Genomic DNA, 26,939 nt, shown 5'->3' with positions numbered 1-26,939 from the left:
GCTGGTGCTGATGACACTGTCTCTGGGAGCCGTCCCACAGAGTTGAACAGCCATGCTTCACCTGGCACGCAACTGAACGGTTCGCCTGCTGTTGTTCGCTGCACAGGTTTGGCACACTCAGTGCACGAAAATACAGATCGAGGAAAAAATCTCATTTTGGGCCTGCAAGGCATTTAAGTTTAGGTAATATCTAACAACGGTAATGGTAAAGACTCTAATGAGTCCTTCGCAGACGATGCAATGCCTTCGTACCCATCTATCAAGCTGCTAATATATCAAGAATTGTTTTTCCCAGACGGTTTCAGCTGAACAGAAGATGGCGGTCGTCTTGAATGATCTTGAGGCTGTTCAAACTGAACGCATCGAAGCAGAAGTGCTGCATCGGCATGAAGAACCCCTCTTCGTAGCTAATCGACGTATCAGTGGCGTTGACTGGTTGCAATGCCTGGATAGTCAGATTGCCTGGATCGAAGGTGATCCAATTCAAGAAATATCGAGCGCAATAAATCAGCAGAAGCAGGCAGGGAAAACAATTAGTGAGCTACATATTTTTGCCCATGGCAGCAATGGTGAAATCAAACTTGGCAATACACTCCTCACTTCAAAGTATCTAAAAGAGTCTTCGCATCTGCTGCATTGTTGGAGTCTGAAATCGATTTACCTGTGGAGCTGCAGAGCAGGACTGAATAAAGATCTCATAGAAACCTTCCAGAAACTTGCGGGGGCAGATGTTTATTCGAGTGAGTCAAAGATTAGTCGCGAACAACCCAATATTGTTAATGACAAACAAACAAGTGCTTCTCTCGCGACATACGTAGGACTCCAACAAATCCAGAGCTGGACAGGTTCGTTGTCAGTGAATGCCCCTTTTCTAGGGAAAGCTGCTTCGAGTTATCAAGAAGTAAGTATTGCTTATGACACTGTCCTTGCATCACCTCCATCTGGGGTAACAATTACAGCTAGAACGCTCATCGATGATGGTTCAGGAAATATTAGCCTGTCTTCAGCTTCAAATAGCTACGTATCAACATTGGGATCATTTCCTGGAGATCCGCAGGGATTTGGCGTATTAGGCACTGTAGGTTCCGGGCATACGACAGAAATTGGGTACCACAATGCTTCAGGTTTGTCTGAGCAGTTGATCATTGAATTTGATGAAATTGTTCCTGAGATTGGATTTGCTACTGCCTTTCTCGCGGACGTTGAGGGCGATGGGATTTATAAAATGTATCGCGATTCAGTTCTTGTTAAAACAGGGGCTGTTGATGGTGTTACTGACCATATCGATCCTCCAGTTAATTTATCGTCTGATGACGGCTACGGATTTGATAAAATTGAGTTCACAGCAAATGGCTGGCAAAACGATTATTTAGTCCACAAAATAACCTATGATGCGCCTAAAGAGAACAATGCAGCAACTGCCAGTCTTAACGAATTGGCAGATGCATCGAGTCAAGATATTGCAAGCCAAACCGGCAGTTTAACTGTCAGCGATGCAGATAACTCGGGGACAATAACAGCTTCCATCGTCGGTGATCCGGTGATCACTCTCAATGGAAGTTCGTACACTTTGCCGGCTGCAGCTAATCCCCTCATTGCAGACGGGGCTTTGACGTTATCAAATGCATCGCAGACATGGTCAGGGAGTTGGTCTCCCATCACATGGACTTACGATCCTGCTTCAGCCAATGTTGACTTTATTCCTAATGGACAAAATCTTGCCATTGACTATGGCCTTCAATTAAGTGATGGAGTCAATACCAGTAATACAGTACGCGTAAAAATAACAATCGCAGGAGAGAATGATGCGCCTGTGATTGATGATGCAACAATCAGCATCAACGAGCACACGACATCGGGAACTGTAATTTACGACACCAACGAAAGCTCAACTGGCAATGACGCAGATATTGAATCCGAATCTCTAACGTATACAATTACAGCTGGTAATGATGATGGAATTTTTTCGATAAACTCAAGTAATGGTGAAATATCGATCGCAACTTCAAAAACTCTTGATCACGAAACTAAAAGTCAACATACATTAACTGTGCAGGCATCAGATGGTGCAGAAACAGATACTGCCAATATCACAATTAATACGCAGGATATCAATGAAAGTATTACGCTAACTAAAACCGGTACCACGGATGGGTCCGGAAATCTTGCGACCACGGAGGCTGGTGCAGCGTCAGCTTTCACAGTTGTTCTGGATGTTCAGCCCACAGCCGATGTGGTTGTTTCGATCACGGGAAACGATGCAACAGAAAACTCCCTAAGCACCGACAGTCTTACGTTCACCACAGGCAACTGGAATACTCCCCGGACGGTCACCGTCACTGGCGTTGACGACTCCATCGATGACGGCGATATCACGACAACACTGACGGCGACTGCGAACAATGCCGGTGGTTATGCAGGCACTGAATCAGACACCACGACAGTCAAAAACACCGACGATGAGAACGCTCCCAGTCCAAGTCCAAGTCCCAGTCCCAGTCCCAGCCCAAGTCCGGGGCCGAGTCCAAGTCCAACATCAGATCCAACTCCTGATCCAGTAACGCAGCCTCAAGTTCCAGATACTCCAGATCAGAGTCCTGAACCAACAACGAAGAAAGTCACAACATCTGTAGAAATTTCCAAACCAACAGGCATCCTCGTTCAAGGATTGAGTCGCAAAGATCAAGACGGCAACTGGATCACGAGTGAATCAACATCAAAGGCTATCTTTGAGATTTCTCTTCAGGCACGTCCTTCTGGAAATGTCATAGTCCACTTTCCTAGGTATGACAAAACAGAAGGAATGATCAGTCAAAGAAAACTTCGATTCACCCCTGAGAACTGGGACATACCCCAAACAATAGTTGTAAAGGGAATTAACGATTTTGAACTGGATGGAGATATTGTGTATTCCCTTACGGCACAAGCAAAACCTCAAGGTGGTTATTCAAAAAAAGACAGAGAAGAAGTTTCTATTATCAATTTAGACAAAGGTGTTTCCAGACCGAAGATTGTCGTTGCGTCAGCAAGCAAAGAACTGAAGACATCGGAATCGGGCTCATCTGATACGTTTAACCTTATGCTCGATCGAAAGCCAGAGAAGGAAACAAAAGTTCTACTTCAAGGCCTTGATGCGTCAGAAGGATCTCTCAGTAAAAAGTTTCTTGTTTTTAACCAAAAAAATTGGAGTCGACCGCAAAAGGTAACAGTTTATGGCCTATCAGATCGTTTCAGCGATGGAGATAAGTCTTACAAAATAAAGGCCATGTTGGCAGAAGGTAAAAGAGAGCTCAAATCTTCATTGTCTGAAATTAAGGTTACGAATGTTGATGAAGGTGCTGATATTTACTTGTTACTCGATACGTCAACGTCAATGCTTCAGTCTGATGATGAGCCAGGCTCGGATACTTACCAAAGGCTGCAATCAATAGCAGCGCTGAGGATTTTCGTTGAAGCGATTGAACGTGCCGGTTACCAATTTCAAAATAAAAGCAATAAAAAATTAGTCACAGGATCAAAGATTATCAACAAAATTTCTTTATTGAAAGATAGTGATATGGTTGGTTTTTTTGATAACATCACAGTTGTCGATGCGCCCCATGATTCACGCGTAGCGCAAAGCGTCAACTTTAATCTGATTTCTTATGATTACGCTGTTGACCATGATCTGTTCCGAATCAACAGTGAAAACTCTTCCGACGCAATCAAGATTGCTTCCGAATTGCTGACCCCCCAGTCTGCGCATCAGGCATTCGGTAATTCAATTAAACGCAATAAATTATGGAAAAGGCGCAATCTTCCCAGGCCAAATTTATTTGATCTTCATCAGGGAAATGCAGATGATCCATCAAATCTTTACTCAGGAACAGAGATGCTTGGTGCGCTTGAGGGGCTTGAGTTTCGTCTTGGTAAGCAACTCGCCAAGGCGAAAAGCAGTCATCGGACCACTCACATCGCACTGTTTACAGATGGTCGGCCAGAACGTCGAAGTTGGTGGGATACACGGGTCAGCCCAGTCTCCGATTCGATTATGGGCACTCCGATCCCTCTTCCCGATAGTTTGGGTGGTGAGGACATTACAACATCTGGCTTGCTTTATGATACAAAAGGAAGGCCACACTTTATGAAAAATAATGATGGGGACTATCAATGGAAGCGTATGCAAAGAGACTTGAACGAAGTGATTGATGACATTTCAAGTGTTGTGGAAAATCCTGAAAAGCAGGTGCAGGTTCAAGCAATTGGTCTTGGTGAACGCTCCCATTCAGAATTGTCAGCAATTCATAAAGACTTATTTGGAGAGCGAACATTCGACAATAAGAACGGCGGCTGGTCCTATTCGTCCGATTCGTTTAATCATTTAAACGATCTCGTTTGAGCACGAATTCTTTTGAATCATTAGCACTTAGTCCTCATATTTGATCCTGATGATGACTTTCGAAATTTGTCTCGAGTCACGTTCTGCTCCTGTGGACGTCGATCTTCACGTTGTCATGGTCCTAAAAGGACGAATCTGATCGCCGTTGAACAGAAAATCTTGATTTCCAACACGTGTTTTCATACGATTAACAGCGCTGCTTCAGTTGATTGTCATGGTTGTACAAAATTTCCTTAGTCAAATCTTAAAAAAGAAAGTTCATCCGATTACAGGGCGCAGTCGTGGCCCCTTACGCAACGAAGACGAGCAAACTGCTGCTCCTGAGCCGGTAGATCAGGCAGGAGATGATCCGCCAACCGAGGATTCACAAGAATCTGGTGAAACCCCCACCAACGATGATGGTATTGAATCCGATGGCGGTGATGCTTCTGATGAGATCTCCGGTGAGGATGGTCGAGACGATATTGATGGCGGGATGGGTGCGGATCTGATCGATGCAGGCAATGGTTCGGATGAAGTGGACGGTGGTAAAGGGGACGATTCGCTGGATGGTGGACAGGGTGACGACACATTGATTGGAGGTCTGGGAGATGACACTTTCGTCGGTGGTGAAGGTGCAGATTTGTTTGATCTGAGTTTGGGTAGTGATGTCATCAAGGACTTCAACCCTGAAGACGGCGACAGAATTATTCTTCCGGACGGTCAGGAATTTGACCTCATTCAGGATGGAGATGACTTGGTCATTCTTCTTGAAGATGGCAGTTCCCGGGTCTTAGAGGGATTGAGTCGTGAGGCCTTTGAGCAACAACTTCAGGAGTTGATCCTTTCGCTTGTAGCCATTAAGCCCGTTGTAACTGAAATTGTTCTCAAGGATGACGATGATCAGTTTTTCCCTGAAGAGGCAACTGATGAACCATTAAAGATTGATGCGCTGGCTGGTAACGACACTGTTGAAGCAAGCGATGGTGATGACACGCTTGATGGAGGAGATGGTGATGACACACTTATTGGGGGAGCTGGCGATGATCGCATGATCGGACGCCGGGGCAATGACCTATTGATTGGCGGCGAAGGCGGCGATACGTATGTTCTGACTCGCGGGAACGATACGATTGAAGGATTCAGCCTTGACCAGGATAGACTCCTTGTTCTCAAAGGTCAGAAATATGCCAGTGAAGAGATTGACGACGAACGTGGCCAGGGATTATTAATCAATCTTTTCGAAGACGACGAGAATCCAAAGACTGATGATCCCAAGAGCAGTACATTAATCCTAGGGATTGGTAAAGGTGAGCTTCAAGCCCACAACATTCTGATCAAGTCTGGTGATCTTGAAGTTCCCTACTCCGAAGCTGGTGATATCAAGGGTGTGATAAAGGGATCCAATGACAGTGATTATGAACGTGTTGATGATGATGGGGTAGTAGAGGAATCAGGTAAGGGCCGGCTGATCGGGACGAAACGTGATGATGTGATTGCTGGTCGTGGTGGGAATGATCAACTCAGTGGTGAGGAGGGAGACGACATCCTTGAGGGTGGCGAAGGTGTTGATACCCTGCTTGGTGGTCGCGGTGATGACTGGCTGAGTGGTGGCGGCGATAGTGATGTGTACATCATTTCCCGTGGTAACGACACGATTGACGGTTTCAACAAGGAACGCGATCGCGTTGCACTGCTGATTGGGCAGGAATACGAAACAGAAAATACCGATCAAGGTTTACTGGTTCATTTGGTGGATCCGGATGACGACACGATTGAACACACTACGTTGTTTACTGGTATCCAAAAAGGTGAGCTCACTGCTGAAAACTTGTTGTATATCAATCGCGCTGGGCGCATGGTTGCTCAAGCTGCTTCTACTGTTGATGATGAAGGGCGTTTAATCATTAAGGGTACTGAAGCTAATAACACGTTCAATGGTAATGATGAGCTCGATGAGTTCGGTTCGAGTTCTGATAACGCATTAGATAATCAGCTGTCTCCTAGAGGAGTCAACATCGAAGGACAGGCAGGTAACGATATTTTGATTGGTAGTCACGATTCAGATGAGATTAAAGGTGAAGAGGACAATGATCAACTCAAAGGAGGTCGTGGTAATGATAAATTGGAAGGAGGTGTAGGAAATGATTTTCTTTATGGGCAGGGTGATGATGACCATCTATTTGGCGAATCTGGAGACGACTTATTAAGTAACGGAAGTGGTGTTGATCAAGAAACCTTGAATGGTGGTGAAGGTAAAGATACGTTCTTGATTCAGGCTTGGGGAGGGGCCTCTGATGAACTTGCTGCAACATCAGCACGGATGGCTACAAATACGATCATCGAAGATTTTGGGAATGGTGATGATCGTGTTCAATTACCGATTGAATATGGATACAGTAATGAATATAGTGTCTCATTCGATAATGGTGAGATAATTTTCCAGGGTGATGACTGGGGCTTCACGATTCAAGGGAAAGACGGTGTAAATGTTTCTGAACTGCTGACGAGAAATGGTATTCAAAGAGTCGCTCATGATAATCGCAATACACTTGTTGCTAAAGAATACCTAGGTCACCTTCCGGCGGAAAATACTTCCGGCAATTTATTTGAATTTGATTGGACGTCGGACAGTGCCTCATATGAACATAGTGATGGTGAGACTTATAGGAATCATCTGATCTTAATGGGCGGCCACGACACCATTCGCGGCTTCGACGGAACTATTGATCGTATCGTCAAAAATGGTTATGTCTTGCAGTCGATCAGTGATGAACGCATAATTATTGATGGCATTGATGGGAATGAAGAACGTATTGTGATCAATTACAAGACTCCGATCGAAGACGATGCTGAGCGGACCTTAACGTTGATTGATCCAATCTTGACGGCTGAGCAGGAAGATTTATTGCCTTCTGATCAGTTATTAGCTGTCACAGATCTTGATACAACAACAACACAGCAGGATGTCTCGGGATTTCCTATTGATCCATTGATCGTTCCTGAACAGTCTCTCAATCCCGTAAAGAATGCTGATGAGTATCAATATAGTGTCAACGAAAATATTGTCTCTATTCAAGGTCTTACAGCTTCGGAAGACATCAGGGCGATTGCAAACGACAATCCGTATGCCTTTTATTACGACGCTCTTCTCAATCCAGTAGGCACGCCGAAAAACTTTGAACTCTTCGACTTACCTGCTTATTCGATCAATGGCGGCGACGGTGAAGATGTGATTTATGGGTCCACTCAAAACGATACGATTGATGGTGGCAGTCAAAAAGATGCAATCTTTGCTTTAAAGGGAGAAGATGTCATCAAGGTGCAGGGAGACCAGGGAGTCAATGATGTTATTTGGGGAGGTGATGGTTTCAAGCAAGAGCAAAAGCTGAATAAAAAAGGCAAATCAGTGAAGGATTCTGTGACGAACCAACCAGTTTACGTGAAAACACCAGAAATCGATATTTTGCTAAACGCCTCTGAGGACAATCAGCACTTGCAGTTGAATGGTGTGGTCTCCAATGTGATAACGATGAATGCAGATAATCCTCTGTTTGATTTTGACGGAACAGACGGAACAGATAACGAAAATGTAAAAGTTGAACCCAATGTGAATGGAATTGAACTGATTGATCTCAGTGAACAGGACAACCCGCGAAAGCTACTTGGTACAGACAAAGGTAACTACTTTGATCTTCGCGGTACTTCACTTCTTAATTTGATCAGTTCCGAAGAAGCTCTGGGCCAAGATGCAGCAGACGATGAACCATGGTCGCGATATTCAGTTGCTCTTGGAGATGGTGATGATTTGATGTATGCACCTTCCTCGATTCTTGATCAGGCGAGTTCCGATAAAAAATATTCATATCAGGGCTGGTTAGGTAACGACACGATATATGGGGGCAAGTTAGGAGATCTCCTCTTTGGAGGTGATGATCACGACAAATTGTTTGGGCAAGGAGGAAACGACGAGATCGATGGAGAATCAGGAGACGACAGGATTCATGGTCACGGAGGTGACGACATACTGAATGGTGGCGATGGTGATGATGTTCTATATGGTTCAGGCGGGAATGATGAACTTTATGGAGATGTTGATGGTAGTACTCCTTCAGGTGAGGATTATTTACATGGTGGTGCAGGAGATGATATTTATTCTGGAGGTGGAGGAAGGGACCGTTTCCTGATTAAGTCAACCAAAATTGATAAAGATGAGAGTTCCGAGACGTTTGGTTTGTCAATCCATAGTCCTGATGCCTTAGGCGAGAATGAAATTTTAGATTTCAACATTCAAGAGAAAGGAGATTACTTGCTGATTGTCGAACCGAATAATCGTGTTCCCAGTTCAAAGAGTTATCGATATGTGCTCGATGATGAGTCTCCAATTTTGCTCGGTGGTGAAAATGTCAGATATACACCCAATGGCGCGGAAAACTTGGTATGGCAGCTAGATCTTTCTGCAAATACAGGACTTTCTAGAGAGGAATTTGGACGATCTGGTCGTATTATTCACGTCAGCCCAGAGAAAACCTCCGATCGCACCAAGGTTCTCTTTTATGGGATGAATGAGGGGGGTGATAAAGGTGACGAAATTCAAGTCATCTATCCAGACTGGAACAAAGTTAAAACGAAGGATTGGAAGTTGGATCGTGGCAAGGCGGAAGTCCACGGGCTTGACGGTAATGACACACTGTCTGGTGGCGCAGGCCTCGACTCACTGTTTGGTGAGAATGGTGCAGATAGCCTTGATGGTGGAGCTGGCGACGATTTTATTGTTGGTGGTGCTCAAGGTGATTTGATTAAGGGAGGAATTGGTGACGATCGATTAGATGGTAATGACCATAACGACAGTATTTTTGGTGGTGTGGGAAGTGATTCCTTGCGGGGGATGGGGCACGATGACTCCCTCGATGGTGGCGTTGGTGATGACACTCTTGATGGAGGAACCGGAGACGACACATTGATTGGTGGCGAAGGTGAGGATATCTTCGTTCTTTCTAAAGGAGCTAATTTAGTTGTTGACTTTGGTTTTGGTGGCAGAAATATTCTGCGCGAATCTGATGGCAATTTGAATCCTCTCTGGGATTCAGTAAATCCAGAAGTCATTGAATATACATACGAGGGTGAAACAAAACCCTCCACAGTTCTGACCTATTCCTTTGGTGATTTGCAAGAAGAACACACCACAATTCTCTACGGCATTGGAACGCTTCCTGAAATCCTGCCTCCAGAACCCGAACCAGAACCCGAACCCGAGCCTGGGCCTGACCCCGATCCAATTCCTGAGTTTGAACCAGAGCCCGTTTTCCCAGATTTGAGTAATCCTGGTTCGCCAGATGATCAGAGTGAAGCCTCCGTCGTTGGAGAGTTCCCCGGCGAGTCCGGCTCAAGCGCTGATGAGTCCACATTGGATGATCAGCTCCTCGATGGCATCTCCGCTGACGACAATCGCTTGCGTATTGTCACCGTTGAGCAGAATCCCGACTCGGAAGGATTCGATCAATTCACATCCGGTGGGCGTGCAAGCCAAACAATGAAAGGCACAAAGGGTACCGATAAGTTCAGAGGCAAGGGAGGCAGAGATCAGTTAACAGGTAAACAGGGAAATGATTACCTTTACGGAGGCGGCGATAGCGATACGTTGAGTGGTGGCAGTGGGACTGATGTGTTGCTGGGTCGTTGGGGTGACGATGTTCTAAAGGGCGGTTCCGGGAACGATCTGCTCTATGGGGGTTATCAGAACGACATGATGACTGGAGGTCCAGGCCAGGACGTGTTCCTGTTGTCGAGGGAATCATCTGGGGACGTTGATGTCATTACCGATTTCAATGTGGCTGAGGATGGCATTGGCTTGGCAAGAGCCATCGACTTGCAGATGACCCAGGAAGGATCTGACTTGAGAATTACGGGTTTATACGGCGTTAATACTCTTCTTCTGAATGTACAAAAAAGTGATTTCCTTTCCTCCTTCCCTGATAATTTATCGGTTGTTCCAGTGGCACAGGTTGAGGTGATCTAGCAGCTGAGCAAAGGATTTAGCTTGGATAGCCTTCATTTTTTATTGGCTGGATAGACTTTGAATCCGTTGATTGATGCCATTGATCAGACGATTCGTGAGCTGACGGACACTTCTCAGCAAGACTTTAGGTATTGCCCGGGCTTCGTGTCTGTTGTGCCCCTGAGCTGTTAAGCCGTCACCAATTCCAGCTCTTTCTCGCTGAAGTTATTGGTGGTGTTTCCACCATCAACTCCTTGCAGGCCGTAATAGTTGCATTTTTCAAATCGAACGGTGATGGGGTAGCGCGACTTGGTGGGTTCTTTTTCGCGAGAGGCAACAACGCCCACTTCGTTGTACCAGTAGGACTCTTTGCGTTTGATGCGAACCTTTGACCCTTTCACAATCGCGGTCATCGTTGCCAGTCAATTGATTCAAGTCTGAGCAGCTCCCAGAACGGATTCAGTCAGGAATGATGGACATGCGCGTATCAGATCAACAACAAACGCGGTCCACTGCGCTCGGTCGTGTGAAACGGCTGATCCAAACCGCTGCTTGAGCGGGTTAGGGCTGATTGATGAATTCGCTTGACTGAAGCCGAACCCTTGTCTACGCGGTCTGAAGTTCCTTGGTTGCCGTGGGTTCTTCCGGTGGCAGCGATTCCAGCTGCTCGCGGATCTCCCGCTGCACGATTGAGCGGTATTCCAGGAAATGCTCGTTGTGGGCCAGAACCACCAGGAACTGCTCCAGCAGTGCAGGATTCTGGCGAGCCATCCCTACCATATAGCGCCAGAAGCGACCGCGGGTGTCTCTTTTAATGCCCTGGCGCCAGATCACGATGCTCAGAGCCTTGATGTCCGTCAGGGTGGGCAGTTTGGCGGCGGCTTTCCAGCGCGGAGCACCCATCTTCAGGTAGTAGCTGTACACCCGATCCATGTAGGCGTTGGGCTCGTAGAGCGCGCAGAACGCCTCCACATATTCGTTGGCGATGTCGCGGATCGGTCGGGTGGGCTTGAAGTTCAGCAGGTTGGTCTGGTTCACGCCCTTGGCGGCATCCTCCCCCTGGATCAGGCGGCCTTCCCGCTCCAGTCGTGCCCAGAGAGCCGTCTTGGGCAGGGCCTGCAGCATGCCCATCATCGCGGCGGGAATGCCGGTGCGGGTCACGAAATCAACGATGCGATGGCCTGCACCATCCTTCTCCCCGTCGAAACCGATGATGAAGCCGGCCATCACCCGGATGCCGTTGGCCGTGATCCGGTCCACGGCTGCATCCAGTGGATTGCGGGTGTTCTGAATCTTGCGGGCGGTTTCGAGGCTGGATTCGTCGGGGGTTTCGATGCCGAGGAAGACGCTTTCAAAACGGGCGTCGTGCATCATTCGCATCATCTCCTCGTCATCGGCGAGGTCCACCGAGGCTTCCGTCGCGAAGCTGAACGGATAACCACGCTCCTCCTGCCAGGTGCGGATCTGGGGTAGCAGCAGCTTGGCGTTGCGCTTGTTGCCGATGAAGTTGTCATCCACCAGGAAGATGGAGCGCCTCCAGCCCAGGTCGTAGAGCGACTGCAACTCGGCGATCAGCTGCTCGGGAGTCTTGGTGCGGGGTTTGCGGCCGTAGAGAACGATGATGTCGCAGAACTCGCAGTTGAACGGGCAACCCCGTGAGAACTGAACGCTCATCGAGTCGTAGGCGTCCAGCTGCAGCAGATCAAAACGGGGGATCGGCGTTGCCGTCACATCCGGCTTGTCGCCTTCAGCAGTGAATCGTCCACTGGTTTCGCCGCGCTCGAGTGCTTCGAGGAACATCGGCAGGGTGATTTCCCCTTCATCCAGGATTTTGAAATCCGCTTCGTCGAGTTCCGGTGCATCCGGTGTGGAGCTGGCAAAAGGCCCCCCGACGGCCACGGGCAGGCCGCGTTGCTTGGCCCGGCCGATCTGCACGGCCATGTCGTCCTTCTGAACGATCATCCCGGAGATGATCACCATCTCCGCCCAGTCCCACTCCGCGTCCGTCACCTCACGTACATTGCGGTCAACGAGCTTCATTTCCCAGTCCTGGGGCAGCAGCGCTGCCACGGTGCACATTCCCAGGGGAGGGAGCAGAACCTTGCGGTTCACCAGTTCGAGGATCTTCTCGTAACTCCAGAAGGTTTTCGGGAATTCGGGATAAATGAAAAGAGTGCGCATCTCGGCGGACGGAAGCGATTGGACGGTCCGGACGGCCCGGCTTGCATCCACCTGTGAGACAGGTGACACGAATTAACGAACCTTAAGCGCAACTTCCAGGCACTAGTTCGATCTCTGGTCTAATGGTGGTCACCTCCTTACTCGCACATGGGCGTTGGTATCTACCTCGGACTGGTCGGTGCAGGCCTGGTCAGCGCTTTTGTGCTCACCAAACTGCTCAAGGGAATCAAACTGATCTGATTGGCTCCAGGCGGCGATTCCCCCGTCGAACAATCCAGAGAAACCCGAGCACGGCCCCGATCCCGCCGGTGATCGCGAAGGTGCTTGACAGGCTCGTGGCCATCACCAGCAGTGCTGCCAGCAGGCCGCTCAGGCCGCCGCCGCCGAGGAAGGCGATCTGGCTCAGGCCCGCCATGCGTCCACGCATCACCTGAGGTGCTCCGATCTGGGTGATCAGATTGCAGCTGCTCAGCAACCCGGCGGTTCCTGCACCGATCAGAAAGGTCATCATGAGGCTGATCCCCACCGAGGATGTGCTGGCCATCCCCAGCTGGGCGACGGCGGTGATCAGTGCGAACCCCCCCAGGGTGCGAAAGGGACGGCTGCTCAATCGCGCACTGTTGCGCTGCAGCACCACGCCACCGGCGATGCTGCCGGCGGCGAGCACGCTGGTGAACAGTCCCAGATCCCGGGGGTCGGGTCCCAGAACCTGTTCAGCGATCAGGGGTGCCAGGCCTGGATGGAAGAAATTCACCACGCACAGCACTGCGGTCAGCGTCAGCACGCCTCGCAGGGTGCCGCCGCAGTCCCGCCAGGCCGTCAGCAGGGTGGCTCCACCCTTGCCATCGCTGCGTTGTTCCAGATCCCTCCGCGGCTGGAGCAGGAACATCACGCTGGCAATCGGCAGCAGATAGCTAGCGGCATCGATCCCCAGGGCCCAGGCTGGCCCTGCGATGGCCACCAGCCAGCCCCCAATGGGCGGACCCACCAGTTTTCCCACGTTGAACACCACCGAAAAGCTGGCCAGATAGCCCGCCAGCTGTTCCGGTTCATCCACCAGCAGTGAGCAGTACTTGTTGCGTGCCGTCAGTTCAAAGGCGCCGGCGATCCCCACCAGCAGGGTGCTGAACAGCAGCAGCAGCACCTGGGCCATCCCCTCCAGCAGCGGAATGGCGAGTGCCCCCAGGGCCGCCGCCGCCAGGAGTGCCCACTGGGCCTGCACCAGAACGCGTTCACATCCCAGCCGATCGGTGCGCACCCCAGCTGGCCCGCTGACAAGCAGGCTCGGCAGCGACAAGGCAGCGAAATTCAACGCCAGCACGAACGGATCGGCACTGCCATGCAGCAGGATCCAGCCCTTGGCGGTGATGCCAGCGAAGGATCCGGCGGTGCTCATGCCGGAAACCACCAGGAACAGCCTGCGTTGCTGTTCGAGGCGAAGGGGAAAGGCGCTCAAACGTCGGATCTGATTGCCGCCACCATCGCCCGGGCACCGACAATCTGTCCGCTCAGGTCGTAGATGTCGGCCCCGGTGATCCGCACCGGCACCATCGTGCCTGGCCGCGCCTGCTGACCGTCATCTCCCGCTTGAACGTGAACCTCTCCGTCCACCTCAGGGGCGAAGCGGGTGCAACGTCCCACCATCTCGCCGGTTTGCGGGTTGTGTTGCTCGATCAGCACATCCACCGTGCGCCCCAGCCAGCGTTGGTTGGCGGCTGCTGAGATCGGTTGCTGCAGGGCCATCAGGGCGTCTTTTCGGGCCTGGGCCACCGCTGGATCGACTCGATTCGGAAGATCGGCTGCGGCCGTTCCGTCTTCAGGGGAGAAGGTGAACACGCCCACGTGATCGAAACGCTCACGCTCAAGGAACCGGCAGAGGTGCTGGAAGTGCTCCTCCGTTTCCCCCGGGAAGCCCACGATCAAGGTGGTTCGCAACACCGCATCGGGCAGCTGTTCGCGGATCTGATCCAGCAGCCTCTCGTTCACATCGGCCTGCCAGGGCCGGTTCATCGCCCGCAGCACCTCAGGGTGGCTGTGCTGCAGCGGCAGATCCAGATAGGGCAGAACGTTGGGGACCTCCCGGTAGGCCGCCAGCACCTCCCGGGTCAGCCCGGTGGGATAGGCGTAATGCACCCGGATCCAGGGAATCTCCACCTCCCCAAGTGCCCGCAGCAGCTCCGCCAGCTTCGGTTTGCCGTAGAGGTCAAGGCCGTAATTGGTGGTGATCTGGCTGATCAGGATCAGCTCCTGCACCCCCTGATCAGCGAGTTGCTGGGCTTCGGCCACGATCGATTCGATCGGACGGCTGCGCTGATCGCCCCGCAGTTTCGGAATGATGCAGAAGGCGCAGCGGTAATCACACCCCTCAGCCACCTTCAGATAGGCCACGGCCTGGTGGGTGGTGCGCTGGCGCGCCAGATGTTCGTCACCCACGAAGGTGGGCACCTTGCTCACCCGGTTGACCCGCTCGCCGGCCTCCACCTGCTGCAGCACCTCAACGATGTGCTGGTAGTCCCCGGTGCCGACGATCGCCTTCGCTTCGGGGATCGAGTCGAGCAGTTCCTCCTGAAAGTGTTGGGCCAGACAGCCGGCGATGATCAGCTCCTTGCCCTGTTCCGCCAGGCCGACCAGGGTGCGAACCGATTCCTCGCGGGCGTCCTGGATGAAGCTGCAGGTGTTCACCACCACCACAGCTGCGCTGTCCTCATCGGTGCTCACGCCATACCCGGCCTCAGCCAGCAGCCCCACCATGTGCTCGGTGTCGACGCGGTTCTTCTCGCAACCCAGATGGGCGAAAGCGACCGTCGGTTTGCTGGGGCTGATCTTCATCGCAACACCGACACACCAGTTCTCACCCTAAGGAGACGTGCTGCCGCACTCGGAACTGCCAAAATTCGGTCATTCGAAGCTCAAGGATGAGCACTACCCGTCTCGTCAGTCGTCGCCGCCAGGATTCCGGCTCCAAGTGGGTCAGGGTCGCCATGGCGGTCCTGGCCACAATCGGGGTCATCGATACGGGGTCGATCACCCTCAAGCGCTGGGGTCTGCTGGTAGATCTCAACTGCCCGATCGGTGCAGACGGCTGCGACAAGGTGCTCAACAGTCCCTGGGGAAGCCTGGGTGATGCGATTCCACTGTCCCTGGTCGGCGTTCTGGCCTATGGCGCCGTTCTGCTGATGGCGTTGCTTCCTTTGCTTCCGGGTCTGCAGGAAAGCAAGGCCGACCTCTCCCGTCGCACCTGGTGGGGTCTGTTTGCCGTCTCCCTCGGAATGGCGGTGTTCAGCGGTGTGCTGGTGGGTCTGATGGTGATCAAGATCCAGGCCTTCTGTTTCTTCTGTGTGCTGTCCGCCGCCTTGTCGCTGGCCTTGTTCATCCTCTCGCTGGTCGGTGGCGGCTGGGATGATCCAGGTCAGTTGATCTTCCGCGGCGTCCTGCTGGCGTTGGCCGTTTTGATCGGAGGTTTGGTGTGGGCGTCGGTGCTGGATCCAAACCGTCCTGAAGCTGTGGCCGGTGGCCCTGGCACTCCCCCGCTGGTCACCACGAAAAGCAATCCTGCCAAGCTGGCCCTGGCCGACCATCTCACCGCCAGCGGGGCCGTGATGTATTCCGCCTACTGGTGCCCCCACTGCCATGAGCAGAAAGAGCTGTTCGGCAAGGAGGCTGCGAAGGCCCTCAAAGTGGTTGAGTGCGCCCCAGATGGTCAGGACAACCAGGTTGATCTCTGCCGTAGCAAAGGCCTTGAGGGATTTCCCAGCTGGGAGATCAACGGCGCAATCGATTCCGGGGTGAAACCTCTCGACAAACTCGCCGATCTCAGCGGTTACGAAGGCCCTCGGCAGTTCTGAGGTTCAGGCTCTGACCGGGCGGGTGCGAACCCCTCCCTCAAGCGATTGCTGGGTATGACAACGCCAGGCCGGCATCGCTGCGGGCGCATCAGTCCGGAAGTGGCCACCACGGCTCTCCCTGCGAAACAGACAGGCCTTGAGCATGAGCCGGCTCACCAGCAGCCGGTGGCGAACATCCAGAAGCAGATTAAGATCCCGGCGTGAACCATCCTCAAAATGCAGGCCTTGTCCCGGTTGCAGCTGGTCCAGTTCCTGCAGCAGTGGTTGTCCATCCAGCTGACGATCCTCCCGCAACAGCTGCTTCAAGGCGTTCGTCATCCCCTGATGTGAACGATTGACGCCGGCTTCTCGCCAGCAGAGACAACGGATTTGTTCAATCGTCTCGATCAGGCCCGCCGTTGTTTCCCCATGGCGCAGCGCGGTGCGGCACAGCTGCGTTTGTTCGACCGTGATCGGAGGACTGGATGGTGCCAACTGAACATCAGCTATGCGGTGGGCAAACACCAGGCATTCCATCAGCGAATTGCTGGCCAGACGGTTGGCTCCATGCAGTCCCGTGCAGGCCACCTCTCCGACGGCGTAGAGCCCCGGCAAGCTTGTGGCGGCCTGCAGATCCGTGGCAACACCGCCCATCCAGTAGTGCGCTGCCGGGGCCACGGGGATTGGCCGCTCCAGTGGATTCAGACCGAACTCTCCGCACCGATCCAGGATCGTCGGGAAGCGGGTTTCAGCCCGTTGGCGATGGATCGGCGAGAAATCGAGCCACATCTGCTGAACCCCTTGACGTCGCATGGAGTGAACCAGGGCACGGCTGACCTGGTCGCGGGGAGCCAGATCCCGTTGCGGCAGATGTGCAACCGGGCTCTCTCCAGCCGCATCCACGAGCACGCCTCCTTCACCACGCACCGCCTCTGAGATCAGAAAGCAGGGTGCATCCACCAGTCGCAGTGCCGTTGGATGGAACTGCACGAATTCGAGATCCTCAACGGCAGCACCGGCTTGCCAGGCCAGGGCGACCCCTTCACCACAGGCTTGTGCAGGATTCGTGGTGTTTGCGAACAGATGGCCACCGCCGCCGCTGGCCAGAACCACCGCTCGGGCACGGATCCAGCGCAGCTGTGCACCATCGAGCACCTGCACGCCACAGCAGCGTTGCTGTTCGACCCACAGTTTTGTGACGCGCACCCCGCGTCGATGCAGCAGTCCTGCCCGCTGTTCCACCTGGTCCCGCAGGATCTCCACCAGGGCCTTGCCTGTTTGGTCCTGGACATGCAGCACGCGGTGATGGCTGTGAGCCGCTTCCAGGGTGGTGGCCAGCGCGCTGCCCTCACGGTCGAACGCCATCCCCATGGCCTGAAGTTGCTCGACCCGATAGGGGGCGTCGTTCACCAGCAGCCGAACCGCATCGCCATCACAGAGACCGGCCCCGGCGCGCAGGGTGTCGTCCGCATGGCTTTGAGCACTGTCTTCAATGCGCGTCACCGCTGCGATTCCGCCTTGAGCCCAGCGGCTGGAGGACCGGCGTCCGGTGTTTCGGTTCAGCAGAAGAATCCGTAGGCCCGCCGGCAGTTCCAGGCAGCTCATCAGCCCTGCCGCTCCCGCACCAATCACCACAACGTCCCAGGGACCGGGGGGAATCGAATCGGTGGTGCGCTGCTGGTCCATCACGACAAAAAACCGCCGGGAAGCCGACGGTTTAAGTGCATTGATTTCAGTGCATCGATTGTGGCGTGTTTTTGATCAGCGGTACTGACCGTCGTTGATCCGATCGTCTCCTTCATTCAGGGCGATCGACGGTGGAGTCACGGTGAAATTGTCTTTGTATTTCTCAAAAAGTTCCCGCTGACGTTCGCTCAGATCGAGCTCCAGCACTTCGTCCACGCTGGTGTAAGGACCTCCCAACACGATCTTGCCCGCCATGGTCGGGTACATGCCTGGGAACTGTTGGAAACGGCGAACCGAAGAGTTGTTCAGGTCCACCTTCCCTTCACGTTCGGCGATCTTGTCGTCCGCCACATTGCGGATTTCGTTACCGGAGTATTTGCCGACGAGGTCATCGTCTGCAGAAACGCTCGCGGGCAGGATCAGGCCTGCAAGCAGACCGGCCATCAATACAAAACCTGTGAGCCAGCTCAGAAGCCGCTTCATCTCAACTCTCCGTCGGGGATCGGAACGCGTCGACCGGCAGGGCCGGTTCGGGAACATTACAAGTCGAAACCCCGACTCTCTCCTTGTATCACGGGAGCTTTTGCAGTTCGTTTCACTCAGATCAGGCCACTGAGCCCTGGCTGCAGCAGCGCGGCAGCCAGGAACAGGCCATCCACCCAGAGCGTGGTGGTCAAAACGGACGCTGCCATGCCGGAAACGTCCTGGACATCGGGGTCTGCTGGCGTCCGCTGCCTCAACAACCTGGCTGTGAGCAGGATTCCAGAGGCTGCGGACGCCAGCAGGATCAACGACTGGGGCTTCATCAGTTGATTGGCTGCATAGTGCAGCTGCAGGCCGGCTTCATGGAGTGGCGCACTCACCACCTGTGGCCAGAACGGCATCACGCCAGTGGCCAGCATCATCAGATCGGTGCAGGCGGTTCCCAGCAAGGAGGAGAGGTAAAAACCGCAGGCCAGTCTCCAGCGGCTGTTCAGACCAGTGACAGCCAGAGGCAAGGCGAAAGCCTCGATCGGCAGATGCAGCAGGGGGTGCGCGCGCAGCCATCCCCAGAACAGGCACCCTGCCAGCCAACTTCCGCTGAAACCGACAAGCAGTGAGCCGATTTCAGCTCGCATCCCGCGGCTGTTGAGCTGCAGGTTCAAGCCGACCGTGAGCAGCACGATCGTGAACAACGTGGCCGTGAACGGATGGAGGCGGACCCAGGGTGCTTGCAGAAACACCGGCAGAACCACCAATGCTGCTGCGGTTTGGGGGACAGCCAAGGACGGCGAACGATCGGGGACTGTGGTTTGCCATGTGCCGCCGATCAATGTTTTTCTCCGTCCAATGTGAAGAAAGTCACGAAACCTTAGAAGACATCCCCGAAGGACGTGTCCGACATAACGTCTGCCCGGCCATCTAGACCGTCATGGACGATCCCACTGTTTCGCTCGGTCTGCTTGAGGCCTGCTGGCGGGATTTCATCCTGGGTGTTGTTCAGGGACTCACCGAATTCCTGCCGATCAGCAGCACGGCCCATCTCAAAGTGGTGCCGGTTTTGCTGGGCTGGGGAGATCCCGGTGTCTCGGTCACCGCCGCGATCCAACTGGGCAGCATCGCGGCGGTGATCGGTTACTTCCGAAGCGATCTGGGGCAGGTTCTCAAAGGAATCTCGCGCGCTTTTCGGCAAGGGCAGTGGCGGGAGCCAGAGGCGCGGCTCGGCATTGCCATGGCGTTGGGCACGGTGCCGATCCTGGTGATCGGTCTTGGCATCAAGTTGTTCTGGGACCAGGGCTACGAATCGTCGCCACTGCGCAGCGTGCCCTCGATTGCTGTGGTCTCGATCGTGATGGCCCTCCTGCTGGCTTTGGCCGAGCGGTTCGGGCCCCGCATCAAACAACTGGCCAACGTCTCCGGCCGCGATGGTGTTGTCGTCGGACTGGCGCAGGTGCTGGCCCTGATACCAGGGGTCTCCCGCTCCGGCAGCACGCTGACCGCATCCCTGTTCGACGGCTGGCAACGTGCTGATGCAGCGCGCTTTTCGTTTCTATTAGGAATTCCCGCGATCACGATTGCGGGAATCGTTGAACTCAAGGATGCCTTTGCCGCCAGTGCGGCGGCAGGACCTCTTCCCCTCATCGTCGGCATCCTGTCGGCCGCGGTGGTGTCCTGGCTGGCCATCGATTGGCTCTTGAAATTTCTTCAACGCAACAGCACCTGGATTTTTGTGGCCTATCGATTGCTCTTTGGGGTGGTGCTACTGGCCTGGTGGTTCACATCCAGCGCAAACTGAGGAAAAGCGCCCGTCCCCGCTTTGTGGAATGAGCCCTCTGCCGGCGTCGCGGTGTCGGCACTCGATCCCAACCGTGTCGCCCGTCAGCCCCAGCCGGCGGTGGTGGATTCCGTGGAGCCGGGATCCATCGGAGAGGAGCTTGGTTTCGAACCCGGCGACCAGCTTCTGAGCATCAATGGCATTCGCCCACGGGATCTCATCGACTACCGCTATCTCTGCGTGGAGGAGGAGCTCCACCTGGAAGTGCGCGATGCCCGGGGGGCGCTGCATGAGGTGACGTTCGAAAAGGATGCTGATGACGGACTCGGACTGGCCTTCACAGAGGCCTTGTTTGATGGCTTGCGGCAGTGCAACAACCATTGCCCGTTCTGTTTCATCGATCAACAGCCTCCCGGGCGTCGAGACAGTCTTTATCTAAAGGACGATGACTTTCGGCTCAGCTTTCTTTACGGCTCATACCTGACCCTCACCAACCTCAATGAAGCGGACTGGGCGCGGATTGAATCCCAGAGGCTTTCACCGCTGTACGTCTCCGTCCACGCCACCGAGCCTGCCTTGCGGGCACGCCTGCTCGAGAACCCAAGAGCGGCACTGTTGCTCGACCAGCTGCGTTGGTTCGCTGAGCGGGACCTGCAGATCCATGCGCAGGTTGTGGTCTGTCCAGGGCTGAATGACGGCGTTGCCCTTGAGCAAACCCTGAAGGATCTCGCGCGCTTTGCCGCTGGAGACTGGCCGGCGGTGCTCTCGGCAGCGGTTGTCCCTGTGGGGTTGACGCGCTTTCGTCCAGCTGACGATGGCCTTGTCCCCGTCAGTCCGGCCTGTGCCCGAGAGGTGATCGCCCAGGTGGAGCATCTGCAGATGCAGTTCCAGGCGGACCTCGGGACACGCTTTGCCTGGTTGTCTGATGAGTGGTATCTGATCGCGGGGCTAGCGCTTCCCCCGCGACCGGAGTACGAGGATCTTCCCCAGCAGGAGAACGGTGTCGGCAGCATCCGCGCGTTCTTGGAGGCGTTGGATCAGGCCACCGCGGTCCTGCCGCAACGCCTCGATCAGCCCCGCTCCTGCAGTTGGGTGGTGGGCAGGATTGTCGCGTCCGCCCTTCAGCCCGTGCTGGATCGCCTCAATGCCGTCGATGGGGTTCGGCTCCGTTTGATCGGATTGCCAAGCCCTTACTGGGGCCAGGACCAGGTGGTGACGGGCCTGCTGACCGGTCAGGACCTGATTGACGGGTTGTCTCAGGAAGATCTCGGTGACGAACTGCTGTTGCCGTCGGTGATGTTGCGGCAGGGTCAGCCTGTTTTCCTGGACGACATGACACTGAAGCAGGTCCGGGATGCCCTTCCGGTTCCGGTCCGCGTCGTGCATGGGGCGGCTGACATCGTGGCCTCGGTCCTGAACCCAGTAGGAAAAAGTCCCTAAGCTCCGGCCAGATTTTCTTATGCCGTGCGCCGCCTCACAGCTGCCTCCTGTCTTGTTGCAGGCGTACTGGCGGCTGGCGGCCTCCCGGCATCCGGGCAGGAGTCCAGTGACGCTTCGACTCCGAACGACAACAGTGCCTTGATTGATCAGGGCACCCTGCCCAACGCCATCGAACAGAAGGGGCCACGCCCCAAGGCAGATCCCTCTGCCTTGCCACCAGCGGCAACCGTCCTGCCGGAAGATCTCAACGACCTCGGATCTCCCCCAAGTCTGGCTTTGCCCGACCGTCCAGAACAGGTACGGATCCGTGAACTGCGTCCCATCACACTGGAGCAGTCGCTTCAGATCGTTGAGGTCAACAGTCCCTCGCTGAAGGCGGCTGCCAGTCGTGTGGACCAGTCCAAATCACAACTGAGGGCAGCGATTTCGGCCTGGTACCCGTCGGTGAATTTTTCGGCCAACGGTTTCCCCGAATACTTCAAAAATTACACTTTCAGGAATCCTGACTTCACCAAAAGGTCTGTCCAGGTTCCTGATCCTCAGAACCCGTTCGGCGGGACCCGGACTATCGAGCGACAGGGCCAGTACGAGTCCTATGGAAGGGAATGGAGAGCCAACTTCGGTGTGTCCATCAACTGGGACATCATCAATCCTTCTCGCGTCCCGGAGATCGCGGCCGCACGCGATCAGTTTGAACGTGCTCGTGATGCCTATCTCATCGCTCTTCGCGACCTCCGTCTTGATGCGTCCACCAGCTATTTCACGCTTCAGGCCTCTGATGAAAGGGTCCGTGTCGGCCAGGCTTCGGTTCGAGCCTCCCTGCTCAGTCTTCGTGATGCACGAGCCCGTTACAACGCCGGCGTAAATACGAAGCTCGATGTGCTCGAGGCCGAAACCCAGCTGGCTCAGGATCGCAAAGTTCTCACGGATGCCCTCGCGTTCCAGGACATCTCAAGGCGCAGGATTGCCCAGTTGCTCGATCTGCCCCAGGACATCACTCCCACGGCTGCAACACCGCCGAAACCACTTGGACTCTGGGAACCGTCGCTCCAGGAAAGCATCATTGCGGCCTACAACTATCGCGAAGAGCTCGACCAGCTCATCCTTGATATCTCCATCAACAACAGCCGTGCCAATGCCTCGCTCGCGGCAATCCAGCCTGTTCTGAGTTTCGTCAATAACTTCACCACCGCGCGCGTCCAGGGCCAATCCGGCCAGGGCTCTCGATCAGCCATCGATATGGATGACTATCGATGGTCGGCCAGCAACGCCACGTCCCTTCAGCTTCTTTGGAATCTTTATGACGGCGGGCGTGCGAGAGCGAATTATCGAGCCTCCAAGCAGGCCGCTGAGGAAAGCACCTACAACTTCGCAGCTCAACGGGATTCCATTCGGCTTGAGGTTGAGGAAAGCTTCTACAGCCTGCGAAGAGCCATCCAGGACATCCAGACCACGTCCAGTCGGGTCTTGACGGCCCGGGAATCCCTTCGTCTGTCCTTGTTGAGAGTGCAGGCCGGAGTGAGCACCCAGCGTGAGGTCATCAATAACCAGCAGGACCTGACGCGGGCCGAGTTGCAGTACACAGAGGCCATCCGTGACTACAACACCTCCCTGGCGCAGTTGCGTCGAAGGACGGGTCTCGATGCACTTGTCGCCTGCGGCAGCGTCGATCTGCCTGCAGAGAAGCCGGCCACCGAAATGTCGGATATCCCGATTGAGCCCACACCCTTGCCTGCTGCCTGCCCGGCTGTTGTTGTCTCTGGTTCAACCATGAATGATGCGATCGACAGTCCTGTTCAACCGCTTTGGTGACGCAAAGCCTTTCAGGTGACCAGCTCGCCGCGATCCACACACTGCTGGATCGTGTGGCAGATCGACAGCGAAGCGATTTCGGTCACATCGTTTCAGATGTGAAACCGGATGGAACCTTGATCACAGCCTGTGATCGCTGGAGCGACATCACCTTGGTGGAGGGCTTACAGGGCATCAGCTCAGGCGAGGGTGTGCTGAGTGAGGAAGGTTCCCAGGTTGTGCCTGATTCCGAGGCCTACTGGGTTGTCGATCCCCTGGACGGCACCACTAATTTCGCTGCTGGGATTCCCTACTGGGCGATTTCCGTGGCGCGTTTCGTTGATGGACGCCCTGTTCAGGCGTTTTTGGACGTACCGGCGCTGCGACAGCGGATCGTCGCGATCCGCGGTGAAGGGGTCTGGAGGAACGGGAAAGCGCTGTCGGTTGAAACGCGTTCGACAACCACCAGTTCCTGCGTGTCCTTGTGCAGCCGCTCGATCCGCGTGCTGCAACGGCGTCCAGATCGACCGTTCCCTGGAAAGATCCGGCTGCTCGGCGTGGCCAGCCTCAATCTTCTGAGTGTTGCCATGGGCCAGACAGTGGCTGCCCTGGAAGCCACCCCGAAGATCTGGGATCTGGCTGCTGCCTGGCTGGTTTTGGAACAGCTGAGCTGCCCGATCTGTTGGTTGGCGGCTCAAGAACCCGCTGGTTTGCCGTCTGGTCAGGACCTATCGCAGTGCGGCTTTCCCATGCTGGCGGCCTCGTCCCAGGAGCATCTTGAGCGCCTGATCCCTTGGGGAGACGCGTTGTTGCACGGCTGAACCAGCTGTGCGGATGAATTGGTTGCATCCATGGTTGGAGAGGTGTTATGGTCTTCGTCTGCGCGCAAGTTGAAAGACCTACCCGCAGACGTCTGAACCAGGCCTTGCAGGCCCACGTTCTGGCGGGCCTCCAACCCATCGGGAGCGATCCCACGGTGTTGTAGGTTTCTGAGGTGGTCGCGAGTCGGCCACGCTTACAAACCGACGGGAAGCAAACCCACGGTGTTGTAAGTTTCACAAGCGGTCGTTTGAGGCCGCGCTGATCAACTCCCTCCGGCCACGGAACGTTGTTGATTGTACCTGGACAATTGAAAAGTTTAGGAACTGACGCTTTCATCGCATTCGATTTCGAAAGTTCATCGTCTGATGAGCTTTTACAAGTCGAATGTCAAAGCGATGAAGGTGTGAGGTCCCGTCAAAAATTTCGTTGCGCTGAAGCAATTCGCTGCAACGAGAAGGATTTCACGAGCTTTCTTGTTGTCGGTGTGCGAGTTGTGGAGCAACAACCGGATCTGAGATCCCGGAAAGTCATGGATAGAGAAATCTAGAAATGCACTCTTAAGTACCTTTCTTGTGTCAGCGAGAAAGAGGCCTCAACTGTTATTGGCATCAGCTGAATAATGGGTGACGCAAATCAAATTGAGATAACGAAAGCTATCAAGAGGATTTGATCTACAACGGAGAGTTTGATCCTGGCTCAGGATGAACGCTGGCGGCGTGCCTAACACATGCAAGTCGAACGAACCTTCGGGTTAGTGGCGGACGGGTGAGTAACGCGTGGGAATCTGCCCTCAGGAGGGGGATAACGGCTGGAAACGGCCGCTAATACCCCATATGCCGAGAGGTGAAATGAATTTCGCCTGAGGATGAGCCCGCGTCTGATTAGCTTGTTGGTGAGGTAATGGCTCACCAAGGCTTCGATCAGTAGCTGGTCTGAGAGGATGATCAGCCACACTGGGACTGAGACACGGCCCAGACTCCTACGGGAGGCAGCAGTGGGGAATTTTCCGCAATGGGCGAAAGCCTGACGGAGCAACGCCGCGTGAGGGATGAAGGCCTCTGGGCTGTAAACCTCTTTTCTCAAGGAAGAAGATCTGACGGTACTTGAGGAATAAGCCACGGCTAATTCCGTGCCAGCAGCCGCGGTAATACGGGAGTGGCAAGCGTTATCCGGAATTATTGGGCGTAAAGCGTCCGCAGGCGGCCCTTCAAGTCTGCTGTTAAAGCGTGGAGCTTAACTCCATCATGGCAGTGGAAACTGTTGGGCTTGAGTGTGGTAGGGGCAGAGGGAATTCCCGGTGTAGCGGTGAAATGCGTAGATATCGGGAAGAACACCAGTGGCGAAGGCGCTCTGCTGGGCCATCACTGACGCTCATGGACGAAAGCCAGGGGAGCGAAAGGGATTAGATACCCCTGTAGTCCTGGCCGTAAACGATGAACACTAGGTGTCGGGGGAATCGACCCCCTCGGTGTCGTAGCCAACGCGTTAAGTGTTCCGCCTGGGGAGTACGCACGCAAGTGTGAAACTCAAAGGAATTGACGGGGGCCCGCACAAGCGGTGGAGTATGTGGTTTAATTCGATGCAACGCGAAGAACCTTACCAGGGTTTGACATCCTGCGAACCTCTTGGAAACAGGAGGGTGCCTTCGGGAACGCAGTGACAGGTGGTGCATGGCTGTCGTCAGCTCGTGTCGTGAGATGTTGGGTTAAGTCCCGCAACGAGCGCAACCCACGTCTTTAGTTGCCAGCATTTAGTTGGGCACTCTAGAGAGACCGCCGGTGATAAACCGGAGGAAGGTGTGGATGACGTCAAGTCATCATGCCCCTTACATCCTGGGCTACACACGTACTACAATGCTACGGACAGAGGGCTGCAAGTTCGCGAGGACAAGCAAATCCCATAAACCGTGGCTCAGTTCAGATCGTAGGCTGCAACTCGCCTACGTGAAGGAGGAATCGCTAGTAATCGCAGGTCAGCATACTGCGGTGAATACGTTCCCGGGCCTTGTACACACCGCCCGTCACACCATGGAAGTTGGCCACGCCCGAAGCCGTTACTCCAACCCTCGGGAGGAGGACGTCGAAGGTGGGGCTGATGACTGGGGTGAAGTCGTAACAAGGTAGCCGTACCGGAAGGTGCGGCTGGATCACCTCCTAACAGGGAGACAAACATTGATTTTGATGCCTGAGTATTTTTATTCTTAGGCCAGAATCCTGTCACCTTAGGTCGATCGGTACCTCAATTTTGAAACTATAAATCAGCCATAAGCTGATTGTTTAGCTGATTAATTCAGTTCCTAAACTTTGTCTAGGTCACACCCCACAAGGGTTGAGTTTTCCTGGGCCATTAGCTCAGGTGGTTAGAGCGCACCCCTGATAAGGGTGAGGTCCCTGGTTCAAGTCCAGGATGGCCCATTCGGTGTTGGGGGTTTAGCTCAGTTGGTAGAGCGCCTGCTTTGCAAGCAGGATGTCAGGAGTTCGAGTCTCCTAACCTCCACTGACCGAACTCAATCTCCAGCTCTGCATGAACAGTGGAGAGCTACTCGATGTTGGTGTGTGATTTAGATCGTGTCCGCTAGAACGAACC

Annotated in this window: 15 protein-coding genes, 2 tRNA genes and 1 rRNA gene; 11 read left to right on the top strand and 7 right to left on the bottom strand. The window is 54.2% G+C overall.

Features of this window, described 5'->3' with window-relative positions; genetic code table 11:
• The first annotated feature begins 316 nt into the window (after nucleotides 1-316).
• Both KR100_RS15190 and KR100_RS13205 read left to right on the top strand, forming a co-directional pair.
• On the top strand, nucleotides 317-4,378 hold the full coding sequence (locus KR100_RS15190; RefSeq protein ID WP_071839945.1) for a DUF4347 domain-containing protein: 4,062 nt from the start codon (nucleotides 317-319) through the stop codon (nucleotides 4,376-4,378).
• Nucleotides 4,379-4,592: 214 nt separating this feature from the next.
• Nucleotides 4,593-10,376, top strand: a complete 5,784-nt coding sequence (locus KR100_RS13205; RefSeq protein WP_038546936.1) for a calcium-binding protein — start codon at nucleotides 4,593-4,595, stop codon at nucleotides 10,374-10,376.
• Nucleotides 10,377-10,543: 167 nt separating this feature from the next.
• Here KR100_RS13205 and KR100_RS13200 read toward each other — a convergent pair whose 3' ends face one another.
• Nucleotides 10,544-10,768: a photosystem I reaction center subunit IV gene (locus KR100_RS13200; RefSeq protein ID WP_038546933.1), complete on the bottom strand. Its 225-nt coding sequence runs from the start codon at nucleotides 10,766-10,768 to the stop codon at nucleotides 10,544-10,546.
• A 193-nt stretch (nucleotides 10,769-10,961) separates the two neighbouring features.
• Nucleotides 10,962-12,536 (bottom strand): B12-binding domain-containing radical SAM protein, encoded by a 1,575-nt coding sequence (locus KR100_RS13195; RefSeq protein WP_038548899.1) that lies wholly within the window; start codon nucleotides 12,534-12,536, stop codon nucleotides 10,962-10,964.
• A 147-nt stretch (nucleotides 12,537-12,683) separates the two neighbouring features.
• Here KR100_RS13195 and KR100_RS13190 point away from each other — a divergent pair, with 147 nt between their 5' ends.
• Nucleotides 12,684-12,776, top strand: coding sequence for a hypothetical protein (locus KR100_RS13190; protein ID WP_038546930.1), 93 nt, complete (start codon nucleotides 12,684-12,686; stop codon nucleotides 12,774-12,776).
• Here the strand turns inward: KR100_RS13190 and KR100_RS13185 are convergent.
• Nucleotides 12,763-13,992, bottom strand: coding sequence for an MFS transporter (locus KR100_RS13185; protein ID WP_038546927.1), 1,230 nt, complete (start codon nucleotides 13,990-13,992; stop codon nucleotides 12,763-12,765). The genes KR100_RS13190 and KR100_RS13185 overlap by 14 nt on opposite strands.
• Nucleotides 13,989-15,365, bottom strand: a complete 1,377-nt coding sequence (rimO, locus tag KR100_RS13180) for a 30S ribosomal protein S12 methylthiotransferase RimO (protein WP_038546925.1) — start codon at nucleotides 15,363-15,365, stop codon at nucleotides 13,989-13,991. The genes KR100_RS13185 and rimO overlap by 4 nt, the downstream gene beginning before the upstream one ends.
• Nucleotides 15,366-15,451: 86 nt before the next feature.
• On the opposite strand from rimO, the gene KR100_RS13175 reads away from it, so the two are divergent.
• Nucleotides 15,452-16,381 (top strand): vitamin K epoxide reductase family protein, encoded by a 930-nt coding sequence (locus KR100_RS13175; protein ID WP_038546922.1) that lies wholly within the window; start codon nucleotides 15,452-15,454, stop codon nucleotides 16,379-16,381.
• 3 nt (nucleotides 16,382-16,384) lie between these two features.
• On the opposite strand, the gene nadB is transcribed toward KR100_RS13175, so the two are convergent.
• From nadB to KR100_RS13160, 3 genes are all read right to left on the bottom strand, one after another.
• The gene (gene nadB / locus KR100_RS13170; protein WP_038546919.1) at nucleotides 16,385-18,046 is read right to left on the bottom strand and encodes an L-aspartate oxidase; all 1,662 of its coding nucleotides are present in this window, start codon (nucleotides 18,044-18,046) and stop codon (nucleotides 16,385-16,387) included.
• Between the two features lie 75 nt (nucleotides 18,047-18,121).
• A complete protein-coding gene (gene psbU / locus KR100_RS13165; RefSeq protein WP_038546916.1) occupies nucleotides 18,122-18,529 on the bottom strand; it encodes a photosystem II complex extrinsic protein PsbU in 408 nt (135 codons plus the stop codon).
• A 116-nt stretch (nucleotides 18,530-18,645) separates the two neighbouring features.
• Nucleotides 18,646-19,311, bottom strand: coding sequence for a DUF3120 domain-containing protein (locus KR100_RS13160; protein WP_239420347.1), 666 nt, complete (start codon nucleotides 19,309-19,311; stop codon nucleotides 18,646-18,648).
• 146 nt (nucleotides 19,312-19,457) lie between these two features.
• Between KR100_RS13160 and KR100_RS13155 the strand changes: the two genes are divergently transcribed.
• The 7 genes from KR100_RS13155 (at nucleotide 19,458) to KR100_RS13125 (ending at nucleotide 26,849) form a co-directional block, all read left to right on the top strand.
• A complete protein-coding gene (locus tag KR100_RS13155) occupies nucleotides 19,458-20,321 on the top strand; it encodes an undecaprenyl-diphosphate phosphatase (protein ID WP_038546909.1) in 864 nt (287 codons plus the stop codon).
• 21 nt (nucleotides 20,322-20,342) lie between these two features.
• Nucleotides 20,343-21,740 (top strand): TIGR03279 family radical SAM protein, encoded by a 1,398-nt coding sequence (locus KR100_RS13150; protein ID WP_038546907.1) that lies wholly within the window; start codon nucleotides 20,343-20,345, stop codon nucleotides 21,738-21,740.
• Between the two features lie 24 nt (nucleotides 21,741-21,764).
• Nucleotides 21,765-23,552, top strand: coding sequence for a TolC family protein (locus tag KR100_RS13145; RefSeq protein WP_038546904.1), 1,788 nt, complete (start codon nucleotides 21,765-21,767; stop codon nucleotides 23,550-23,552).
• Nucleotides 23,546-24,352 (top strand): inositol monophosphatase family protein, encoded by an 807-nt coding sequence (locus KR100_RS13140; RefSeq protein WP_038546901.1) that lies wholly within the window; start codon nucleotides 23,546-23,548, stop codon nucleotides 24,350-24,352. The genes KR100_RS13145 and KR100_RS13140 overlap by 7 nt, the downstream gene beginning before the upstream one ends.
• 674 nt (nucleotides 24,353-25,026) lie before the next feature.
• Nucleotides 25,027-26,510 (top strand): 16S ribosomal RNA (locus KR100_RS13135).
• 183 nt (nucleotides 26,511-26,693) lie between these two features.
• Nucleotides 26,694-26,767: transfer RNA gene (locus tag KR100_RS13130), tRNA-Ile, on the top strand.
• A gap of 9 nt (nucleotides 26,768-26,776) precedes the next feature.
• Nucleotides 26,777-26,849 (top strand) — tRNA-Ala (locus KR100_RS13125).
• Nucleotides 26,850-26,939: the final 90 nt, after the last annotated feature.

The organism is Synechococcus sp. KORDI-100 (genome assembly GCF_000737535.1).
Classification (GTDB): Bacteria; Cyanobacteriota; Cyanobacteriia; order PCC-6307; family Cyanobiaceae; genus Parasynechococcus.
The sequence above is the reverse complement of the archived record's forward strand: the minus strand, read 5'-3'. Positions and strand labels throughout refer to the sequence as shown.